Below are 20,043 nucleotides of genomic sequence, written 5' to 3'. Positions count from 1 at the left end.
AACGAATTTGGAGCGTTACCGTGTTAAGCAAAGACATTATCACCGCACTCGAAACCTACACCGCGTCTATGCAAAATGACGTGAGCTTTGTTGTGCAAACAGGCGAGCACGGCAAACGCGAAGAACTGATGGAATTTCTGGGCGGCATCGCTGGCGTCAGTGAGCGTATAACTGTCGTTGAGCGTGACCTGCCCGAGCGACTGCGCAGTCCTGTCAGTTTTTTACTGGAGGCCGACGGTAAAGATACCGGCATCACCTTCTCAGGTATCCCCGGTGGCCACGAGTTCAACTCGCTGGTGCTGGCACTGCTGCAAGCATCCGGCACCGCACTCAAGCTCGACGACGGCATAGCCAACATGGTGCGTAACGTTGAGCAGACGCTGCACTTCGAGGTGTTCATCAGCCTGAGCTGCCACAACTGCCCCGACGTGGTGCAGGCGCTGAACCAGTTCGCCCTGCTGAACGACAACATTAGCAGTGAAATGCTGGATGGCGGCCTGTTTCAGGACATTATCGACGAGCGCGACATTCAGGGCGTTCCCAGTGTCTACCTGAACGGAGAACTGTTCGCCAACGGCAAAGTAGATGCGGCCATACTCATCGAAAAGCTGATGGAGCGGAACCCAGAAATCGCCAAGCCTGCGGACTCAGCCAGCCTGCCGCTGCAGGACGTGACCATCATCGGTGGCGGGCCCGCGGGCGCCAGCGCCGCGATTTACGCGGCGCGCAAGGGCTTGGCCGTCACCGTGGTTGCTGATCGCGTCGGCGGACAGTTGAAAGACACGCTGGGTATCGAAAACCTGATCTCGGTACCCCGCACCACCGGGCCCGAACTGACCGGCGCACTGGTCAACCACATGGACGAGTACGACATTACCGTTAAAGAGCACCTGCGTGTGGATGCCATTGAAGGCGACCAGATCAAAAGCCTGGTGCTGTCGTCGGGCGAGCGCATCGATACGCGAAGCGTGATTCTTACCACCGGCGCGCGCTGGCGAGAGCTGGGCGTCCCGGGCGAGAAAGAAAACGTGGGCAATGGTGTGGCTTACTGCCCGCACTGCGACGGCCCCTTTTTTAAAGGCAAGGACGTGGCCGTGATCGGAGGGGGCAACTCTGGCATTGAGGCGGCGCTCGATCTGGCCGGCATCGTCAAATCGGTTACTGTGTTTGAGTTTCTCCCCGAATTGAAAGCGGATGCCGTGCTGGTGGAACAGGCTGAGAAACGCGACAACATTACCATCCTGCGCAACGTGGCTACCCGACAGATTATCGCCACCGATGGCAAGGTGTCGTCCATTGAATACCAGGACCGTGCCACGGAAGCGGTGCACAACCTGGATCTGGCCGGCGTGTTTGTTCAGATTGGTCTGGTACCCAACAGCCAATTCCTGGAGGGTATTGTTGAGCTCACACCCCACGGTGAAGTGATTGTGGATGACAAGGGCGCGACGTCAGTGCCCGGTATCTACGCTGCCGGGGATGTGACGACCACGCCCTACAAGCAGATCATCATCTCCATGGGTGAAGGTGCAAAAGCTGCGCTGGGTGCATTTGAGTACCTGATGCTGAATCCCGTTGAGCAAGAGAACAAAGACTCTGAGCTAGCGGCCTGATACCGCTAGCGCAGTAAGCCCGGTATATACCGGGCTTTTCTTCTTGGTCACTCCCACCGCACCGGTTGCATCGCCACCCTATCACTGCTCGTCCAACTGATGGCTGTCTTCAGCCACCAAATCAAGCCCATACACTTCTCGAAGCATGGCCACCTTGGCCAGGGTCTCTTCACCGAAGGGTGTCTTAACCTCCAGGCAATGCAGCGCCATGCCTTCGAGTAGGTCGCCCAGCGACATATCCAAAGATTCAGCCAACCCATTGAGAACTTTTAACAGGCGTTTTTCGATGCGTACGCCGGTCTGAACGCGTTCTATTGTCTGTTTCTTAAATGTCATTTCGGTACATATGTACCGAAATGGCAAATCAGATTTTGATGTATGCATGCTTGCCGGGATGCATCACCTGCGCCCACCAAAAAAATTTTTCCCACCTGCATCTAAACAACGCCCTCGGCGCATCTGTACAATTAAAGTCACTTAATAGAGGTATACGCTATGGAAGGGTCAGGTATCGTTGCAGGCATCGGCGCTGCTTCATTTTGGTTGTTCATCGCCGCCGTATCGGTGGCCGCCATCTGGACTGAATCAAAGGAGAAACAGGCCAAACTGCAAACGCTGCGTGAGTTACTGCAACGTGAGGAGACACTTGATCCCACTGCCGTAAAGGCACTGACGCGCGCCATTGAGGGCGACAAAGTTGCCAACGCAAAAAGCACCAAGCAAGGACTGGAGATAGCGCATAAAATTACCCTGTTTGTAGCGCCTGGGCTGGTATTCCTTGGCCTGATGGTGGGCGCATTCTTCGAGCTACTGGGCGTGGGTGGCCTTTTATTGGCTGTGTCTTACGGCCTGCTGATGGCATCGCGCCTGATCACCATCGAAGAAGAACCGGCTTAAACCACGCTCAGGGATTACGCCCACTTGAACTCGCTCTACACCAGCAGCCAGGAAGCGCTGCTCGTGAGCCTGGCCCGAAATGGCGATCAGGCGGCTTTTGCCGAGCTGGTAAGCCGCCGGGGCGCTGGCGTGCGCAGTCTGCTACGGCGAAGTAGCAACAATGCGGCGCTGGCGGATGACCTCGCTCAACAAACGTTCTTGAGGGCGTGGGTGAAACTGAAGCAGCTCAAACAGGCCGATCGGTTTGGCAGTTGGCTTCGACAACTGGCCATCAATGAGTGGCTGCAGCACATACGTAAGCACGATGCCCTCGCGCTATCCGACACCGTCGACGATGAATCACTGGCAACGAACCAGACCAGGCCCGATATAGCCCGGGACCTTGAGGAAGCGCTGAAGAAATTGCCCACGGCGGCGCGCCTCTGCGTGGTGTTGTCTTACCAGGAGGGCATGTCCCACCGGGAAATTTCAGATGCCACCGGACTCGCAGCTGGCACGGTGAAATCCCATATTCGGCGGGGCACACAAACCCTGAAGCGCCTGTTATCAGATTACAACGAGGAGGTTGGCAATGAACCCGGAGAATGACCCAGACATTGCCGCACTGTTCGGATCGTCACCCGACACGCAGAATGACGCTGAATTCACGCATAGGGTTGTGTCCGCCGTGCGTACACAAAACCAGCGCCGCCGGGCACTCTGGTGGATGCTTGATGTGATCGCTATCGTGGTACTTTGGCTACTGGCAGAACCCCTGCAGGCAGCACTTACAGCCACCATACCCTGGCTGTTTAATGCGCTTATCCCCGTCGAGGACTCCGCTCTCGGCGGGCTGCTGTACCCCGTGAACAATCTGGCAAGTGCAATCTTGTTGGCTTTTCTGCTGTGGCGCAGCGCGTGGCGGGCACTTCGCAACTAGCGAATCATTGGCTGGCAAGCGGGATAGGGCTTTTGGACCAAGCAGGGTAATATCAGTGGCGCTAACGACGGGACACTACCAGTCACCGTCTCCCAGAAAACAATAAATGGAATAGCGAAGACTCCGATGTCATCACCGACAGACGCCTTGTCGCAAAGGCCGAAGCAAATCAACTACCAACGCATCGACGGTCTTAGTTTTATCGGTAACTACACGCGGGAGCTGCCCGTCAATCTCGTGCGCATGGTGGAAAATGCCTACGACTGGGAACACTTGCCCTGCGTACATGCGTCCTCATTTGAATCCATTGAGTGCCTGGACGAGGGCAGTTGGGGCTGGCGTGCCAGCGCCGTACCGACCAACAGTGAGGGGCAGAGCCAGTTACTGGAGCTGCTGGTAGACAGAGACAAGCACTACTGGGCCACTACCATTGTGGCCGGGCCTGGCGAAGGAGTCGAGATTCACACACAAGCCGCTGCACTAGGCGATAACAACATCACTATCGACGTGCGCTTTTACAGCAAGGACGAGATTACTGAGGACCTCAAGCCGGTTTACCTCGACGTGCTGAAAGCACAGTACGGCGTGCTCTACGATGAAGACGAAGTCCTAATGCAGGGCCGTCAAGCCGCGCTGGATCAGCAACTCGCTCGCCGAGGCGCCGAGGCACCGCGGCGCACCCGTGTTGGTGCGGTTGCTGAGTTAGACACTACAACTGTGACCCGGGTTGAGACCTCCAACGGCAGCTACTGCCTCTACTGCAGCGATGGAAAATGGATCGCCTACAGTGCAATTTGCCCGCACCTACTTGGCCCTTTAGAACATAGCGCGCCTGACAATGGCATCGTACAGTGCCCTTGGCATGGTTATCGATTTGACATCCACAACGGCAACAACCTCGACAGCAAGTGCCGGGGTCTATCTACAGCACCCGTTGTTGAAATTGAAGACAGCGTTCTCTATTTATGCCACCAGAGTGAGGAGCCTCTAGCCTGATGGAACCTACACTGGACACCTCCGGCACGGTTACCCTGTATGCACTGGGTCTTCCGTTGGTGCTCGCGCTAATAATGATCGAGACCCTTGTTTTGCAGTGGCGACGCAAGCCTTATTACAACCGCGGTGACACCCTCTGCAGTCTGGGACTGTTAGCCGGCAACATTGTGATCAATACCGTCATCAAAGGCGGCACCCTGGGCCTGTACCTTTATCTTTACCAATTCCGGGCAGTGGATATCGGCAGCATTCTGCCCACCTGGGCAGTGTGGTTGCTCAGCTTTGCGGCCATCGATTTCGTGTTTTACTGGTTTCACCGCCTGTCGCACCGGGTACGCGTGCTATGGACTATTCACATGAGTCACCACTCCAGTGAAGAAATGAACTTCGTGGTGGCTTTCCGTCAGCCATGGCTGGCGCCCATCGTTAAAGTGCCATTCTTCGCGGCGCTACCGCTGGTTGGCTTTGACCCTACGATAACAATGGTTGCGGGCGTTGCTGCAACTCTGTGGGGCGTTGTTGGGCATACGCGCATCGTCGGAAAACTGTGGTGGCCGATTGAGTGGCTGTTTAATACGCCCTCCCATCACCGCGTGCATCACGGCAGCAATGCACAATACATCGACAAGAACTACGGCAACCTCTTCATTATCTGGGACCGCATGTTCGGGACCTTTGAGGAAGAGAAAGAACTGGTGGTTTACGGGCTGCGCCACAATGTGGACACGTTTAATCCGGCGCGAATTACGCTGATGGACTATCAGGCACTGTGGCACAAACTGCGCGGCGCGCGCTCACCCGGCGAAGTACTCGACTACTGCTTCGGCCCACCAGACTGGGAACCTCAGCAGGCAGCGGGCACGACCGTTAAGTCGTAAGGCGCCAAGGCAAATGCCGCGCGGTCAGAGGTACTTCATCGGACTGTAGCCAACTACGTCAGCAAAGCGGCTGGAGAAACTCGAGCGACTCATCGCCGCACGGGAGGCTAGAGAGTCCACCGTCCAACTTTCTTCAGGTCCTGTATGAATTGCAATTAGCGCTCTACCCAAATGCGGGTCTGAAAGTGCCACAATCAGGCCGGTAGTTAAGGTGCCGCTGGTAGCCGCTTCGCGTAGCACTTGAATGAACAGCAGGGAGGCCATCTGATCAATCGCCGCGTAGGCGCCGGAGCTATCGTTGCGTAGCTCCTCCAGCATCATGTCTACCAAGCGCCCTGCCCTATCATCTACGCTGTTTTTCGCGGCCTCAAGCAGCACGACTTCGGGCAGCGCCTTTAGCACGGGGAGCAGCGCGGGGCTCGAGAACTCGAAGAAACCGCACACCATGCGAGTCGTGGTATCCCCATCGTTACTCATAGGTGCATTCACGGAATCAGCTGCCGGCGACTCCGGTGAGCTGGCAATAACGTGATGCGCATCTTGGGGGAATTCGACCAAATCCCGCCGCTAAAGCGCTCTGGGTGTTGATTCGGGAAAGTACAGCCAGGCATTCCCCTCGACGATCAGATGAAAGGGAATTCGCCGTGAGCCTGCGGTGTCCACGGCCCAGGTGCCGCAGAAGTCGCCGTCGACATAGACCTCCGCTTTCAGTGCCAGACGCGCTAACAGCACACTGAGGGCATCGGGGCTATCCCGATAAATAGTAGGCGAGACCTGATCCTCAGACATGAACGTTAGTGCCCATGAGCCACACTCTCACGCCATCACAGCGCGGGTGCCTCGCGCGACGCGACGGTCTCGCCAGCGCTCCAGCAGAACAACGGCCGCCGAGGCATACAGCGCCACCGCCACTAACAAGCTTAGTCGCACCAGAAACGCAGTCATCACATCTTTACCCGTGGCGCTGTCATTAACCGCGGGCCCCAGTAGAATCAGTAATGTCACCATCGTATTCACCCAATAGGAGGGCGGATAACGACTGGGCACAACGCCATACACTCGGGCGCAAATATAGACACCCACCAACAGCATCCACAGCGTAAACATCCACAGGGAGGGCCAGACCGAGAGGCCCAGCCAGAACATCACCGCCCACAGGCCGCCCATGAACGTAGAACCAACCAGCTCACGCCCTGCGTGTTTGGCATCCGTCACCGAGTCCTGCTGGCCCAGTTGCACCGCCTTCATCACGGTAGGCAGGTAGGCGGTATTGGCAAGCACCAGCAAAAAGGCGGGAAACACAATCAACGTGGCACGCACCGCCAACCAACTTGACTGTGCAGGCGCTACCGCCGGCATCTCAGGTGCGGGGCCGTCCTCAGGAAAGAACGGATAAATCAGCCAAAGACTAACGACACCAATAGCCACTCCGAACACCATTGCCTGAATCAGCGCTGTCGCCAGCGCCATGCTGGTCAACCCCGCTGTAGAGATGATCGCGATTCCAGCCGTAAGGAAAGTGCCCACAGGCCCTTTGCCCAAGTTAAGCGCCACATAGTTAGCGAAGAACAGGCCCAGTAACACGAGCATCAGCCCAGTCATGGGGTAATAGCGCAGCACCGGTGTTAACAGTACGCCTAGCCCCAGAGTGAGAACTAATAGCAGCGACAGACCCAAGAGGCCTTTGACGCCCATAGGCGGTGCCGGCTTTGAAGCCAGAATGAACGCGAACAACGGCGCCATGAATGGCAGTTCCAGCGCCAGCGCATAGCCGCCCGCCAGCGCCAAAGCGGTGGTTGCCGCTAATCGAAAAACGCGTCTGGCGGCCAACGGCATCTGCCGGGGCATAGGCATCGCCGCTACCTCAATAGGCATACGCCAGCCAGCTCATGAACCGGATATGCAGCAGCGCCAGCCATTTTAGCGGTCCGCCCTCAGAGGCATAAGCCACCACGGAGACCTGACCACCCACCCGTAAGTTACCCATCAACGCGGGCGACTGCCTGGGGTTAAAGCTGACGGTCACAGGAAAGCGCTGGGCCTGACGCAGCCAATCGCGGTTATTGTCGACGGTTGGCAAGGTGCCCGGTGCTGCAGAGCCGCCGCTGTTTACACCCAGGCCGATACTCTCTACACGACCGTCGAACACTTCGCCGGGAATCGCATCGAAAAGTATCTCAACGGGTGTGCCCACTGCCATATGGCCCAGATTGTTTTCCGTGTAATCGGCCTGGACCCAAACGTCGGACCGCGACACCAGCGTCATTACCGGCGCGCCGGCACCCGCAAACAGACCTACATCGGCAGCAAGGTCAGTAATCACACCATCAGTGGAGGCAAGTACCCGTGTTCGCTCAAGGTCCAACTGAGCCTTTTCGACAGAGGTTTGCGCGACTTTGAGTTTGGTGTTGTTCTCACCGTCGCCGCCCTTCTGCTCAATCGCCTGCTCTATCTGTGCCTCAGCCGCACTCACGGCGGCCCGCGCCTGATCCAGACTGGCGCTGGAAATCTCGAGACGTCTAGCTGAAATGGTCCCCGGGTCCTGCTCGCGCAAGCGGGTTAGCCGGTCAGTGTCTTTCTCTGCTTTCTCCAAATTCGCCTCAGCAGAGCGCAGGTTTGCGCGAGCTGCCTCAACGGCGGCATCCCCGGCCTGAACCTGCCGCTGGGTATTCTGTAAATCAGACTCTGCCCGCGCCAGCGCGATCTCATACTGCAGGGTATCGATGCTGAAAAGCGTATCGCCAGCACTCACCTGCTGATTGTTCTCCACGTTCACTTCACGCACGATGCCGGACACCTGAGGTGCGACACCAATAACATAGGCGTGCACTCGCGCCTGGTCAGTGTATGGTGTGTAGCGATCGGCGAGCAGATACCAGACCAAACTAAGGCCGATTACCACGGCTACTCCGAGGCCGCCGCGCTTTACCGTGGCCCGGGCATTCTCTGACGATTCCTCCACCGATTTTTCAGGTGGTTCTTCAACCGATGCGTCATGCTGGCTGTCACTCACGTGTCTCTCCCGTCTCGGGTTCATTCTGTGGCAGGGGCTCACGCAACTGACCATCCCAATCAGTGCGCGATTCCATACGCTCAATGGTCTCAGCCGGCAGCGCCTCGCTCAGCTCAACCGGTTTCCAGCCACCGCCCATAGCACGATAAAAATCGACAACCGCGCTGGCATGGGCGCCCTGATTCGCAACGTAGCTCGTGGACTGGTTAGCCAGGGCCCGCTGGGCATCCAGCACTCGCTGGAAGTCCGAGTAGCCCTCTCGGTAGCGAGTATTGGCGATCTTCAACGCACGCTCAGACGAGGCGAGTGCATCCTTGAGCATGGCGTCCTGTTCACGGGTCTTAGCAACCGTAATGGCGGCATCGTCAATCTCGCGCGCGGCCTGCAGCACCGTCGCCTGATACTGTTCTATTGCCTGCTCCAGACTGGCATCCTGAACGCGCACCGCATTTTCCAGGCGCCCGTAGTTAAAAAGATTCCATGTGAAGGCCGGGCCAAACCCGGTGCTGAGGCTGTCGGTGCTGCCATCAGCAGTGTTGCCACCCCAGCCTATGGTGCCGAACAGGGAAATAGACGGGTAGAGATCGGCTTCAGCAACACCGATCTGCGCAGACTGTGCCGCCACAGTAAATGCCGCAACTCGCACATCGGGCCGACGCATCATCAAGCGCGCCGGTATCTGGTCGATCATGCCGGGTGCCAGTTTTGGTAAGGGTTGCGCCGGGCCGGCCAACTCCGGCAGGTCGCCTGGCCGCCTGCCCAGCAACGCTGTGAGCGCATTCGCCAACTGCTGCTGCGTTGCCTCTAGCCCGGGAATGGCGGCAGACGTTGCCAGGAACTGAGTGTTCGCCTGCTGCAGATCCAACTCTGAGTCCTGCCCACTGTCATACAGCTGCCGTGTGATCTCTAAACTGCGCAACTGCAGATCGGCGTTCATTTGTGCGATCTGAATTTGACGGGTTGTCGTGAGATAAGCGAAATAGGTTTGGGCAACCTGCGCGCTGACCAGTACCTGCGCGTTACGCTGGTTCGCAATAGAGGCAAAGAAAGCGGCGTCGGCAGATTCAATGCTGCGTTCAAACCGTCCCCAAAAATCCAGCTCCCAACCCAAATCGAAGCCGAGATTGTAGTTATAAAGGCCGCTACGATCGCCTGAGTCATCACCCTCGGTAGGCCAGTTATCCACGCGGGCCGCGCTGCCACTCCCCTGCTGAACCTGCGGGTACTGCGTGCCGACCGCAATGCCCAGCAGCGCGCGACTACGCGCAATATTCAGTGCAGCGATTCGCAGCGACGGGTTAGCTTCTCGCGCAGAGAGAATCAGCGAGTTAAGCACAGGATCATTGAAGGTCTCCCACCAAAAACCCAGCCTTTGGACATCATTCGGGTCTGCAACACTCTGCTCCACCTCGCCATAGAGTGTTGTTTCCCATTGGGCCAGCCAGTCGACATCCGGTTCCTGGTAGTCAGGCCCGAGGGTTGTACAAGCTGTGAGGCTAACGAAGGTAGCGATCAATAGGACACTATGGATCAGCGACCGCCCGCGAACGCGCTGCAGCAAATACAGCAGGTGAGGAACGCACCTATTCACGATGCGACACCCCGACAGTTCGACCCGCATATCGAGTGATTCGATAACACCAGCTGGATTGGGAGAAGTAACACGCAGTTCCTTTATTGTTGTTTATTGCGCCTGCGAGAGAGCATCACACGCTGTTACCGTCAGTATAGCTGAGCAGGACTACGATTCATCTGCTATACATGCCGCAGGTTTTATAAAGCGAAACACCATGAGAAGACTGGAAACCCCACGCCTTATTCTCCGTGCACCCCGCGCGGAGGATTTCCCGCGATACGCCGAATTTGCCGCCGACCCAATTACGCAGGAGCACCTGGGCGGTGTTCAGGCGGAGTCAGACGCATGGCGCACATTCGCCGCCACTCTTGGCGCATGGCAGCTAACTGACGCGGCTATGTTTGCCGTGGAAGAGAAATCCTCTGGCCTATGGATTGGGCGATTAGGCCCCTGGAAGCCGCATCAATGGCCGGTCAAAGAGGTGGGCTGGGGACTACACCGATCTGCCGAAGGTAAGGGCTATGCGCTGGAAGCAGCCGTCGCCAGTATCGACTATGTGTTCGCCGAGCTTGGGTGGGAGCGCGTTGATCACCTCATTGCCGACGACAATACACGCTCACAAGCATTGGCGCGGCGCTTGGGTTCTGTGCCCGGCGAGGAAAAGCGGATGCCGGGCTCATTGTCGGAACATCAGGTGTGTGCCTGGGGACAAACGCGAGACGAGTGGCTGGCGCGACGCGAGCAGTTCGATGTATTGGTGCCTAGGTCGCTCTGACGGTAACCAGCCCGGCGCGATCGACCCGACAGCAGCGCTTCAGTCTCTCGGCCGCATAAGACTTTCGCCGAGTGAGTGGAGAGACAGCGCAGCGCTCTAAAGCTCTCGACCAAGCGAGGGCAGCTTGTACCGCCGATAGTTAGGCAGAGAGATTGAAGGGGTGGTGGCGCGGCCAACTGAAATGGCGTAATTCACTGGCCCGACGCCGGTATCGCCGGCGCCTGATCGGTGAACCTCCGGGCTACCCTCACGTAGTCATGAGCCCTTCGGTCTCTCTCCATGCGTTCGGCACACGATCTGATGCGGCTACCCTGGGATGCCCCCCCGGTCCAAAGTTCGTAGCGCGCTGTTCATGGACATCCCGATCAACAACACAGTGATTAAACGCGGCACCTGGTACGCGGCGGCCTACAACGAGGTGTTCCTAAATCTCGAGCAGGACATACGCGACGGCAGGGAAGTAGAAACCTTTGACCGAAACCGCTTGTACGGCGCTATTGGCTATGCCGTGCGCTATGACCTGAAGGTCCAAGCGGACTATATGTACCAGTCCAGCGACACCGTGGACAAAGAGCAATTGCAATTTAGCCTGCACCACAACTGCTGACGGTTGCGGCGCAGGGCGACCAGCCCTAGCTCGAGCGACCCGCCAGAAGTTTCTTCTGCAACGCCATCAATCGCTTGGTTGCCGCAAACACGGACATCTCGGGATCCGGCTTGCCGGCAACACCAATCTCATCAATCTGGGCGTAATACCAATACTGCACACCGAAGGTTGCGATAGTGCGGATCGTGTTAATGGCATTGAGGAAGGACAGCCAGCCCGGCAACAGGGACAATTCGTTCTCATAACGCGGCAACTCATCAAGGCCGTCCAGTAACTGCTTGGGCCCATCAGTCATCACACACAAAGGGCGCCCCAGCCCAATGACATCGGCACTGCTCTCCTCCACAACCTGCTCCATCACATCGCGACGACGGAAGCCACCCGTGACCATCAGCGGCACATTCACCTTCTCCTGCATGGCCTTTGCGAAGTCGACGAAATAAGCCTCGCGAGCCCGGGTAGATTCTTTGATTTTCTGCGGCTCAGACTCTTCAGAGCCCTCCATCCCCAGCAGCTTGGGCTGCTCATAGGTACCGCCGGATATCTCGATCAGGTCAACGCTGGCTTCCTCGAGCCACTGCACCACCTGCAAGCTGTCTTCAAAGTCGAAGCCGCCCTTCTGGAAATCGGCGCTGTTGATCTTCACGGACACCGGAAACTCGGGACCCACCGCCGCGCGCACCGAGGCCACTGTCTCCAACAGCGCACGAGCCCGATTCTCCAGTGAACCGCCGTACTCATCGTCGCGCTGGTTAGCGCGAGGGCTCAGAAAGGAAGATAACAAGTAGCCGTGCGCGGCATGCACCTGAACGCCGGTGAAACCCGCCGCCTTACACGCCGCAGCGCACACACCGAATCGACGCACAAGATCCGCGATTTCGTCCTGAGTCAGCGGCTCGGGCTCGCCAAACTGTCCGCCCGGTAATCCCAGCTTCACCGCAGACGGTGCCTTGGGATGGGGATTCACCACTTTTTGAGTCTGGCGGCCCCCGTGGCTGATCTGCGCCCAGAAGTGATTGCCATTGCGAGTTGCCTCTTTCGCCCATGATGCCAGAGCCGACGCCATCTCCGCGTCGGGCTCTGCGTCTACAACCACATTACCCGGCCGCTCCAGGTGATCCTTATCAATCTGGATGTTTCCAGAGAGCAACATACCGGCACCGCCATCGCTCCAGATACCGTACAATCGGTTCAGTTCAGGCGTGGGCAATCCATCCGGCGTTGCCAACCCCTCGGTCATGGCCGCCTTGGACAAACGGTTAGGCAACACCGCGCCGCAGGGTAAAGTCAGGGGTTGATGCAGAACTGAGCTCATGGAGATCCTCTTTCTATTGACGTGATCACAAACTACCGCGCGTTAGTCTACCCACTCACGGGGGCAAAATCCCGCTGTGGATAGATTTGGACGCTGGTGGCCGGCCATGTACACTTCCTGCCCCTAGCAGCACAGTCACAGGCCCGCAAAAGCGTGTTCACCTATCTCAACCCCGACGTCCGCGAAAAGCTGATCGACCACGGCAAGCTCATGCGCATTGATTCGCAAGGCGAGGCCCTGGATCCGCGCCAGTCGCCGCCCGCCGACGGTGTGGCGCTTAACCTTCTCGGGCCCATTCCGCTACCACTGGGCCGCGGCCATGAACAGCCAACCGTCGACTGGTATGCAGCCGTAAGAAGTACAGAACTGGGGCAGGTTGAGTCGCTGGCAAACACCCTGCGCGACAGCGGCGGTCAGCACCTGTTCGCCGAGCTCGTATCCAGCATGGCCGTTAACAGCGTGTTAGCCATTGGCGATGCTGCTAACGCTGAATCACCTCTGGTGCGGGTGCACTCGAACTGTCTTACCGGCGATATTTTCGGCTCGCGCCGGTGCGAGTGCGGCCCGCAATTGGAAGCGGCACTGGATCGTATCTCCCAGGATCCACAGGGCGGCTATCTGGTGTACATGGCCGGGCACGAAGGTCGCGGCATCGGTCTGTGGGCAAAAGCGGCCACTTATCTGCTGCAGGACGAAGGGGAAGACACCTACCAGGCAAACCGGTCTCTGGGCCTGCCTGATGACTCGCGCGACTTTTCCGATGCCGCAACCCTACTCAAGTTCTTTGCCGGCGACAGACCAATACGCCTGCTCACCAACAACCCCAAGAAAGTGCGTGACCTCACTGAACTGGGCCTAGCGGATATCACCGCTGTGAAACACGTCATTGGCGTAGACGACAACAACCGCCGCTATCTGGAAGCCAAACGCGAATGGGGCCACGAGATTGGAGAGCAAGATCTCAGAACCGATGATTGATCTGCGCAGCGACACGGTCACGCAGCCGAGCTCAGAGATGCTCGCTGCAATGGCCGCCGCCGAAACTGGTGACGATGTCTACGGGGAAGACCCAACTGTTAATGCTCTGGAAGCCTACGCCGCCGAGATAACCGGCAAGGAAGCTGCCTTGTATGCCGCTTCCGGCACCCAGACCAACTTGCTGGGAATTCTCAGCCACTGTGAACGCGGCCACGAATACATTGTGGGTAGCCGTGCGCACACCTACATGTATGAAGGCGGGGGCGCCGCTGTGCTGGGCAGCGTACAGCCCTGCCCGATTCCTTTTAACAGCCGCGGCGAACTGCCGCTGGACGAGGTCGAGGCCGCGGTCAAGCCTGACGATGCCCACTTCGCAATTACCCGATTGGTATGTTTGGAGAACACTCACGCTGGCAAGGTACTGTCCATGGCGTATCTGGATGAATACAGCCGCCGTATGCAGGCGCTGGGCTTGCGTCGTCATCTAGACGGCGCGCGCGCCTTCAATGCTGCCGTAAAGCTCGACGTGACTATTGAGGGTATCTGCCAGTACTTCGACTCAGCGTCACTGTGCCTGTCAAAAGGTTTGGCGGCCCCAGTGGGTTCGGTGCTGGTTGGCAGCAAAGACATCATCGCCCGCGCCCGTCGTTACCGCAAAATGCTGGGCGGCGGCATGCGCCAAGCTGGCGTGATTGCAGCAGCCGGTCTTTACGCACTGAAAAACAATGTCCAGCGCCTGGCAGACGATCACGCCAATGCGGCGCGCATGGGCCAAGCCCTGAAAGAGATGGGGTTACCACTGGCAAATCCCGTAGAAACCAACATCGTGATGTTGGCGCCGGAGATCGACACCACCCCATTGATTGAACATCTGCAACAGCACGGTGTCCGTATCAATGGTCATCGCTGGGTTTTTCATCGCGACATTTCCAGCGACCAAACCGACCACATCATTGCAGCCTGCCGCAGCTACAGGAATGAACACGCCGGAGAATGACCACAAGCGATTGGGGATGACCATGCAGGCTCTGGCCTGGCTGGTGCTCATGACGCTATTGGTGATCTTCTTCACCGACCTGCTGCAAAAACAACACAACCCCAACCAATCGCTGGATACGCGCATCGCTACCGACGGCATGCGTGAAGTGGTGCTGACGCGAAACCGCGCAGGGCATTATGTGACTGACGGCATGATCAACGGCGAGCCGGTGGTATTCATGCTCGACACCGGCGCGACCGGTGTAGCGATACCCCTCGACGTGGCGCAGCGCATCGGCGTTCAGCGGGGGCGACCCATGCAAACCCAAACGGCGAATGGCATCGCCACCAGCTACACGGCTACGCTGGATAGCGTGAGCGTGGGTGGTATCGAGTTAAATGGGGTGGCTGCTGGCATTGTTCCCGGGCTGCGCACCAGTGAGGTGTTGTTGGGAATGTCGTTTCTGCGCCACATCGAATTCACGCAGCGGGGCAATACGCTGATTCTGCGGCAGTACCCTAACTAACCGTCAGTGCTGCCAGCTGGGCGTCGGGTATAACTCAGGTGAGATACCGACCTCCATCGCATTGTCGCAACCCCACTTTGGTTGACCCACCATTTCATCGTAAGCACTGCGCTGCCGCAGGGTCAGTTCAGCGATGGACAGACCTTCCAACTGCTTTTTCATTTCGAGCAGATTGCGGGTTTTAATCGTTCCGCCTTTGCTGTCAGTGATCAGGCACTCCTGTCCGTCAATTACCGCGAAGGCAATGTAGAGACTGAGGTCGACTGAGTCGATCACCACTTTCATTACGGGGCCGTCCGCAGCGAGCTTTTTAATGGGGATTTTCATGTCGTAGATTGTGCGCCGCACTGGTGGTGTGCGCACGTCTTGACGGTAAGCTTTAAAGAACAATAGCTGGGCAAAGCACGGCTCACAGAAACGCCAGCGTCAGCAGGACAATGGCAACAAAACCGAAAATCAGTGTGATTCCGTAAGCAAAGTATATGAACAACGATTTAACAACGGCGCCGATCGTGCCCGAACCGTATACGCGCATGAGTGCCAGAGGGAGATAAATAATCAGGCCGATAAACGCCACGCCATCCAGCGCACTGGTTACGGATGCCAGACAGGAATCGATGAGATACAGCAGAAAGGCAAAGCTGTGATAGTGCAGACCAAACACAAGGTGCTGCAGGTAATGGAACGGCGACAGCAGGTAGCAGATCCATAGCAACACCGCGAACAGTGGCAACATCAGGAACATCACTTGGGGCAGATACTCCAGAAACAGCCCAAGGAAAAGCGAAGGCTCTTCCTTCATACGGCGTACGTTGCCCTCCATTCGCGACTCCAAGTCCCCCAACCACGATGGCTTCTCTTCATCGCTAAAGCCAAAGTTAATATTCACGTGGTCTTCGTCATCGACAGAATCCGCATCACCGTCCACTGCCGCCTCTGCTGAAGCTTGAGCTGACGATTCGGCACTTTGACTTGCAGAAGGCGCCCCCCCGTATTCGGTTTGCGCTGGATCCTCGCTAGCCTCCTTTCGCGCTTGAAGATCAACGTCAATCCCCAGGCCGTCGAGCGTTCGTTGCGCCTCGGCAAGCCCCTCCGGGTCAACTTCGTCATCCGACGAAATGAAGACAGATACGTCACCGTCTTCATTGGTGACTTCGGCCATCATGTCTCGGGCCAGGAAAGACACCACGAGAAAAAGTATGAAACTGACAATGATATAAAGGCGAAAAGGCGGCATGTATCGAGCACGCCGCCCGTCAATAAACTCCGCTGTCAAGAATCCAGGGCGAAACATCAGGGGAAACAGGGTTCGCCAGAAGCGCGAGTCCCAAGTCACCATATCAAGCAGGATATCGCCCGCCGCCTCTGAAAAATGCAGATCTCTACGCCCCTCGCGCTGACCGCAAACACTGCAATACTCGCCATGCAGCAAAGCACCGCAGTTGCGACAGTTTGTGCGTGGGTTGTCTGGTAACGTTTTCATGTCAGCGACAGTAAATGAAAGCAACAATCAGCTCAATCCTGCGGACATGGCAAATCCATGTTGCCGATAGCCGGCGCGTTGGCGCTCAAATCCACTAGCCCGACGACAGCAGCGCGAAGCGCCGAGAGTCAGGCAAAGAGATTGAAGAAGTAGTAACGCGAAACAACACACGTACTGCTAAGCTACGTGGCATCGAATACGATCGAGATACTTGGCGTGAAATTGTCCCGCTTTGGAGAGCAGTTTGGCCAGCGCACCGGCATAGTTTCGCTGATGGACGATCTGGGTACTGCGCTAAGCGAAAACCCTGACATGATCTTCATGGGCGGTGGCAATCCCGGCCGCATCCCCGAGGTAGAGGCCTTCTTTGCCGAGCGGCTGCAATCCGTGCTGAATGATCCGGCGCAGCGCCACACCCTGCTGGGCGTCTATCAGTCGCCTCAGGGCGATCGTGAATTTCGTCGCGAGCTCGCTAAGCTTCTAAGGCGCCAGCACGGTTGGGCTATCTCCGAGCGCAATATTGCGGTGAGCAATGGCAGTCAGTCGGCGTTTTTTGTCCTCTTCAACCTGCTCGCGGGTAATATGCCGGATGGCGGGCAGCGCAGCATTCACCTGCCGGTAGCGCCTGAGTACATCGGTTACGCCGACGCGGGTCTGACGCGAGGCTTCTTCACTGCATCTCGCCCCGAAATCGAGCTGCTGGAGGGCGACCTGTTCAAGTACCACGTCGACATGAACGCCCTGCAGATGGACGACAGCATGGGCGCCCTGTGCGTCTCGCGCCCTACCAACCCCACCGGCAATGTACTCACCGACGAGGAAATAGCACACCTGGACTCGGTGGCGCGCGCTGCAGACATCCCACTGATCATCGACGGCGCTTATGGCCAGCCCTTCCCCGGCATAGTGTTCACGGGTGCGGCTCCACATTGGAATGAGAATACAGTGCTTCTGCTCAGCCTCTCAAAGCTTGGGCTGCCCGGGGCACGTACGGGGATCATCGTTGCCAGCGAGCCATTAATTGAGGCCTACACAAACGCTAATACCATTGTCAGTCTCGCTTGCGGCACGCTCGGTCCTGCCCTCGCCAAGACGATGCTGAGCAACGATGACATTCTCACTATCAGCGAACGGCATATAAGGCCTTTCTATGAGCACCGAGCCGCACAAACGGTGGATTGGCTACGCCAGGACTTGGCTGGCCTGCCCTTCCGGATTCACAAGCCCGAGGGCGCAATCTTCCTATGGCTGTGGCTGCAAGACCTGCCCATCACATCGAAGGAACTTTACCAGCGCCTAAAGGCCAGAGGCGTACTGGTGGTACCGGGTGAGGAATTCTTCATCGGCATGGATGATGAATGGGACCATCAGCATCAGTGCCTTCGGATTTCCTACGGCGCCGACGCCGACAGCGTGCGAGCCGGCGTGAAACTCATCGCCGAAGAGGCAAAACTCGCCTACGAACAAGCGGGTTGATTCGCCTATCGCCTCGCACGCCACCCCCGGTCGCCAAGCCCTGCTATATTGAAGGCTGACATAGCGCAAACGCGGGGTTTGTGCAGCTTCACCACTGAACGAGAGTCTTCATGTCACGCCTGCTACTGATCATCGCTATCCCTCTGGGAATCATCCTCCTAGCCCTGTTGCTTATCCCAGCCTTTGTTGACGAGCAGCGTGTCCTGACCCTTGCACAGGACGCCATCAAGCAGAAGACAGGTGCCACGCTTGAGGTGAAGGGCGAGGTGAAGTTTTCGCTGTTTCCTACCATCGCTGTGACGCTGGGTGATGCCGCGGTCACGCTGCCCGAGGAGGACGCGCCTACCGCGACGGCTGAACTGCTATCTATCGGCGTTCAACTGCTACCGCTTCTATCCAAGCAGGTAGAGATGGAGCGCATCCTTGTGCAGGGCCTGAACGCTACCGTGCAGCAAGCTTCCGCACCCAACACTGAGGGTTTACCCGACCCCACAGCTATGACCCCTGAACAGCGCAAAGCCTATGAGGCGGCTCAGCAAGATGCGGCTGATGCCGCTGCAGAGCAGGTACAAATGCTCGCGGCACCGCTGGCGCTGACCATTGATGAGTTCTCAGTCACCGACTCAGGGATTCAGCTTGTATCGCCGGAGGGTGACATCACCACATTACGCGTAGAGCAACTGCAGCTGACGGATGTAAACACCGCGGGCCGTCCTGTCACACTTGAGGCTGTTGTCTCCGCCGCGACCAGTGCTGAGGCACCGCCCGTGGAGGCCACCGCCAACGGAGCACTGGTAGTGGACGCCGATTCACGTCAGATCACATTGTCCGATCTGGCACTGACTATTGACGGCATTATCGCCGAGACGGTTGAGCTCACTTTCAATGGTGACGCTGATCTCAACGCATTGGTCGCACAACTGCAGCTCGCATTCGTCGTTGGAGAGTCACGGGGAGACGGCACCGTGCGCTATGCGAGCCTCGAAAGCCCGCAGCTGGACGCTACGCTGACAATGAACCTGCTCAATGACGCCCTGCTTGCGCTGGCGGGATCTGACGCTGGTGAGGAAGACGCCTCCGCGGAGACAGAGACCAACGCAAGTGACGGTGACCAGCCCTTACCACTTGAGGCGATACGTGGCCTCTCTACACGCTTTGACTTGAATGTTGAGAAGGGCATCTACGGGAACTACGAGGTGGACAATCTGCGGCTTCGCGGCCAGGCCATCAATGGCGTGGCGGAAGTCACAGAGTTGAGCGGCGAGCTTTTCGGCGGAGAGCTCGGTATGACCCTATCGCTCGATGCCACTAACGACAACGCCAGGCTGACCACAAAGGGCGCCGTCGATGGTGTTGATATCGCTGCCTTATTGAGTGCGGCAGAGGTGGAGGCCAATGTCAGTGGTAGCGCCACCCTAGACTGGAATATCCAGGGCACCGGCCGCAGCAGCAATCAACTGGTTAATAACCTCGCGGGGCCTGCCAATCTAAAAACCGACGCGGTCGTGCTCGAAGACGTGGGTATCGAAAGAATGTTCTGCGACGCCGTATCACTGGTTAACCAGGAATCAATGACGGAGACCTTGCCGGAGCGCAGTGAGCTGAAGGACCTCTCCGCACAAATCGTATTCGCCGATGGCTTCGCAAAACTGGCACCGCTGAACATTGATACGTATGCGGCACAGATGCGAGGCACTGGACGCTTGGCGCTGCTGAAACAGAACTTCGATGCCACTTTTGATACCCGCTTGCTGCCGGAACTGGGCGAGCTGGATCCAGCCTGTCGTGTTAACGAACGACTCACCGATATCGAGTGGCCTGTGAGTTGCGAGGGGAACCTGGCATCCGATGACGCTGCAGATTGGTGCAGCGTGGATACGCAATCGATTATCGAAGATCTCGCCAAGAACGAGGTTAGGCGTAAAGTTGAGAAGGAAGCGGGTAAGCTGTTAGATAAGCTCTTCAAGAACGATTAAGAGCTGTGCTTCCGGACCGGGGGGAGCGAGCGCTAC

General features: G+C 57.5%; 20 protein-coding genes and 1 pseudogene. 13 read left to right on the top strand and 8 right to left on the bottom strand.

The features are described 5' to 3' along the window. Positions 1–20 precede the first annotated feature (20 nt). Positions 21–1,613 carry an alkyl hydroperoxide reductase subunit F gene (ahpF, locus tag IE089_RS12040; protein WP_189478050.1) on the top strand — a complete coding sequence of 531 codons (1,593 nt, stop codon included), beginning with the start codon at positions 21–23 and terminating at the stop codon, positions 1,611–1,613. A gap of 81 nt (positions 1,614–1,694) precedes the next feature. Here the strand turns inward: ahpF and IE089_RS12035 are convergent, their stop codons facing one another. Continuing rightward, a complete protein-coding gene (locus tag IE089_RS12035) occupies positions 1,695–1,949 on the bottom strand; it encodes a hypothetical protein (protein ID WP_189478049.1) in 255 nt (84 codons plus the stop codon). Between the two features lie 159 nt (positions 1,950–2,108). Between IE089_RS12035 and IE089_RS12030 the strand changes: the two genes are divergently transcribed. From IE089_RS12030 to IE089_RS12010, 5 genes are all read left to right on the top strand, one after another. Next, the gene (locus IE089_RS12030; RefSeq protein ID WP_189478048.1) at positions 2,109–2,510 is read left to right on the top strand and encodes a hypothetical protein; all 402 of its coding nucleotides are present in this window, start codon (positions 2,109–2,111) and stop codon (positions 2,508–2,510) included. Positions 2,511–2,534: 24 nt separating this feature from the next. Further along, positions 2,535–3,098, top strand: coding sequence for an RNA polymerase sigma factor (locus tag IE089_RS12025; RefSeq protein ID WP_189478047.1), 564 nt, complete (start codon positions 2,535–2,537; stop codon positions 3,096–3,098). Next, complete coding sequence (locus tag IE089_RS12020; RefSeq protein ID WP_189478046.1) at positions 3,082–3,429, top strand: hypothetical protein; 348 nt, start codon at positions 3,082–3,084, stop codon at positions 3,427–3,429. Before IE089_RS12025 ends, IE089_RS12020 begins: the two co-directional genes overlap by 17 nt. A 126-nt stretch (positions 3,430–3,555) precedes the next feature. Beyond that, positions 3,556–4,425 carry a Rieske (2Fe-2S) protein gene (locus IE089_RS12015; protein WP_189478045.1) on the top strand — a complete coding sequence of 290 codons (870 nt, stop codon included), beginning with the start codon at positions 3,556–3,558 and terminating at the stop codon, positions 4,423–4,425. Further along, positions 4,425–5,303 (top strand): sterol desaturase family protein, encoded by an 879-nt coding sequence (locus IE089_RS12010; RefSeq protein WP_189478044.1) that lies wholly within the window; start codon positions 4,425–4,427, stop codon positions 5,301–5,303. Before IE089_RS12015 ends, IE089_RS12010 begins: the two co-directional genes overlap by 1 nt. A 24-nt stretch (positions 5,304–5,327) precedes the next feature. Here IE089_RS12010 and IE089_RS15700 read toward each other — a convergent pair. The 4 genes and pseudogenes from IE089_RS15700 to IE089_RS11985 all read right to left on the bottom strand — a co-directional run bounded on the left by IE089_RS15700 (position 5,328) and on the right by IE089_RS11985 (position 9,907). Then, positions 5,328–6,092: pseudogene (locus tag IE089_RS15700) on the bottom strand (cupin domain-containing protein). 27 nt (positions 6,093–6,119) lie between these two features. After that, on the bottom strand, positions 6,120–7,178 hold the full coding sequence (locus IE089_RS11995; protein ID WP_229802736.1) for a DUF2955 domain-containing protein: 1,059 nt from the start codon (positions 7,176–7,178) through the stop codon (positions 6,120–6,122). After that, positions 7,168–8,316 (bottom strand): HlyD family secretion protein, encoded by a 1,149-nt coding sequence (locus IE089_RS11990; RefSeq protein WP_229802735.1) that lies wholly within the window; start codon positions 8,314–8,316, stop codon positions 7,168–7,170. The genes IE089_RS11995 and IE089_RS11990 overlap by 11 nt, the downstream gene beginning before the upstream one ends. Continuing rightward, complete coding sequence (locus IE089_RS11985) at positions 8,309–9,907, bottom strand: efflux transporter outer membrane subunit (protein WP_229802734.1); 1,599 nt, start codon at positions 9,905–9,907, stop codon at positions 8,309–8,311. The genes IE089_RS11990 and IE089_RS11985 overlap by 8 nt, the downstream gene beginning before the upstream one ends. A 199-nt stretch (positions 9,908–10,106) precedes the next feature. Between IE089_RS11985 and IE089_RS11980 the strand changes: the two genes are divergently transcribed. After that, positions 10,107–10,667 carry a GNAT family N-acetyltransferase gene (locus tag IE089_RS11980; RefSeq protein WP_189478040.1) on the top strand — a complete coding sequence of 187 codons (561 nt, stop codon included), beginning with the start codon at positions 10,107–10,109 and terminating at the stop codon, positions 10,665–10,667. 316 nt (positions 10,668–10,983) lie between these two features. Further along, positions 10,984–11,274, top strand: a complete 291-nt coding sequence (locus IE089_RS11975; protein ID WP_189478039.1) for a DUF2490 domain-containing protein — start codon at positions 10,984–10,986, stop codon at positions 11,272–11,274. A gap of 25 nt (positions 11,275–11,299) precedes the next feature. Here IE089_RS11975 and IE089_RS11970 read toward each other — a convergent pair whose 3' ends face one another. Beyond that, positions 11,300–12,589 (bottom strand): NADH:flavin oxidoreductase/NADH oxidase family protein, encoded by a 1,290-nt coding sequence (locus tag IE089_RS11970; protein ID WP_189478038.1) that lies wholly within the window; start codon positions 12,587–12,589, stop codon positions 11,300–11,302. 96 nt (positions 12,590–12,685) lie between these two features. Between IE089_RS11970 and IE089_RS11965 the strand changes: the two genes are divergently transcribed. Genes IE089_RS11965 through IE089_RS11955 form a run of 3 tightly spaced genes read left to right on the top strand, consistent with a single transcriptional unit; the run spans position 12,686 to position 15,072 of the window. Next, complete coding sequence (locus IE089_RS11965) at positions 12,686–13,567, top strand: GTP cyclohydrolase II (RefSeq protein WP_229802733.1); 882 nt, start codon at positions 12,686–12,688, stop codon at positions 13,565–13,567. Next, complete coding sequence (ltaE, locus tag IE089_RS11960) at positions 13,560–14,564, top strand: low-specificity L-threonine aldolase (protein ID WP_229802732.1); 1,005 nt, start codon at positions 13,560–13,562, stop codon at positions 14,562–14,564. The genes IE089_RS11965 and ltaE overlap by 8 nt, the downstream gene beginning before the upstream one ends. After that, entirely contained in the window at positions 14,545–15,072 is a 528-nt protein-coding gene (locus IE089_RS11955; protein WP_189478037.1) for a retropepsin-like aspartic protease family protein, read from the top strand. Before ltaE ends, IE089_RS11955 begins: the two co-directional genes overlap by 20 nt. A 3-nt stretch (positions 15,073–15,075) precedes the next feature. Here IE089_RS11955 and IE089_RS11950 read toward each other — a convergent pair whose 3' ends face one another. Both IE089_RS11950 and IE089_RS11945 read right to left on the bottom strand, forming a co-directional pair. After that, positions 15,076–15,399: a DUF6482 family protein gene (locus IE089_RS11950; RefSeq protein ID WP_189478036.1), complete on the bottom strand. Its 324-nt coding sequence runs from the start codon at positions 15,397–15,399 to the stop codon at positions 15,076–15,078. 82 nt (positions 15,400–15,481) lie between these two features. After that, a complete protein-coding gene (locus IE089_RS11945) occupies positions 15,482–16,582 on the bottom strand; it encodes a DUF3667 domain-containing protein (RefSeq protein ID WP_229802731.1) in 1,101 nt (366 codons plus the stop codon). A gap of 159 nt (positions 16,583–16,741) precedes the next feature. Here IE089_RS11945 and IE089_RS11940 point away from each other — a divergent pair, with 159 nt between their 5' ends. Continuing rightward, positions 16,742–18,031, top strand: coding sequence for a valine--pyruvate transaminase (locus tag IE089_RS11940; RefSeq protein ID WP_268248001.1), 1,290 nt, complete (start codon positions 16,742–16,744; stop codon positions 18,029–18,031). A gap of 110 nt (positions 18,032–18,141) precedes the next feature. Then, positions 18,142–20,007: an AsmA family protein gene (locus IE089_RS11935; protein WP_189478035.1), complete on the top strand. Its 1,866-nt coding sequence runs from the start codon at positions 18,142–18,144 to the stop codon at positions 20,005–20,007. Positions 20,008–20,043: the final 36 nt, after the last annotated feature.

Source organism: Parahalioglobus pacificus (assembly GCF_014652275.1).
Taxonomy (GTDB): domain Bacteria; phylum Pseudomonadota; class Gammaproteobacteria; order Pseudomonadales; family Halieaceae; genus Parahalioglobus; species Parahalioglobus pacificus.
This window is presented reverse-complemented; position numbering and strand designations above follow the sequence as displayed.

What these genes read in the sequence shown, in the direction of transcription:
- IE089_RS12035 (WP_189478049.1), bottom strand. Translation starts at nt 1,949, where the DNA reads ATGACATTTAAGAAACAGACAATAGAACGCGTTCAGACCGGCGTACGC.
- IE089_RS12030 (WP_189478048.1), top strand. Translation starts at nt 2,109, where the DNA reads ATGGAAGGGTCAGGTATCGTTGCAGGCATCGGCGCTGCTTCATTTTGG.
- IE089_RS12020 (WP_189478046.1), top strand. Translation starts at nt 3,082, where the DNA reads ATGAACCCGGAGAATGACCCAGACATTGCCGCACTGTTCGGATCGTCA.
- IE089_RS12015 (WP_189478045.1), top strand. Translation starts at nt 3,556, where the DNA reads ATGTCATCACCGACAGACGCCTTGTCGCAAAGGCCGAAGCAAATCAAC.
- IE089_RS12010 (WP_189478044.1), top strand. Translation starts at nt 4,425, where the DNA reads ATGGAACCTACACTGGACACCTCCGGCACGGTTACCCTGTATGCACTG.
- IE089_RS11995 (WP_229802736.1), bottom strand. Translation starts at nt 7,178, where the DNA reads ATGCCTATTGAGGTAGCGGCGATGCCTATGCCCCGGCAGATGCCGTTG.
- IE089_RS11980 (WP_189478040.1), top strand. Translation starts at nt 10,107, where the DNA reads ATGAGAAGACTGGAAACCCCACGCCTTATTCTCCGTGCACCCCGCGCG.
- IE089_RS11975 (WP_189478039.1), top strand. Translation starts at nt 10,984, where the DNA reads ATGCCCCCCCGGTCCAAAGTTCGTAGCGCGCTGTTCATGGACATCCCG.
- IE089_RS11970 (WP_189478038.1), bottom strand. Translation starts at nt 12,589, where the DNA reads ATGAGCTCAGTTCTGCATCAACCCCTGACTTTACCCTGCGGCGCGGTG.
- ltaE (WP_229802732.1), top strand. Translation starts at nt 13,560, where the DNA reads ATGATTGATCTGCGCAGCGACACGGTCACGCAGCCGAGCTCAGAGATG.
- IE089_RS11955 (WP_189478037.1), top strand. Translation starts at nt 14,545, where the DNA reads ATGAACACGCCGGAGAATGACCACAAGCGATTGGGGATGACCATGCAG.
- IE089_RS11950 (WP_189478036.1), bottom strand. Translation starts at nt 15,399, where the DNA reads ATGAAAATCCCCATTAAAAAGCTCGCTGCGGACGGCCCCGTAATGAAA.
- IE089_RS11935 (WP_189478035.1), top strand. Translation starts at nt 18,142, where the DNA reads ATGTCACGCCTGCTACTGATCATCGCTATCCCTCTGGGAATCATCCTC.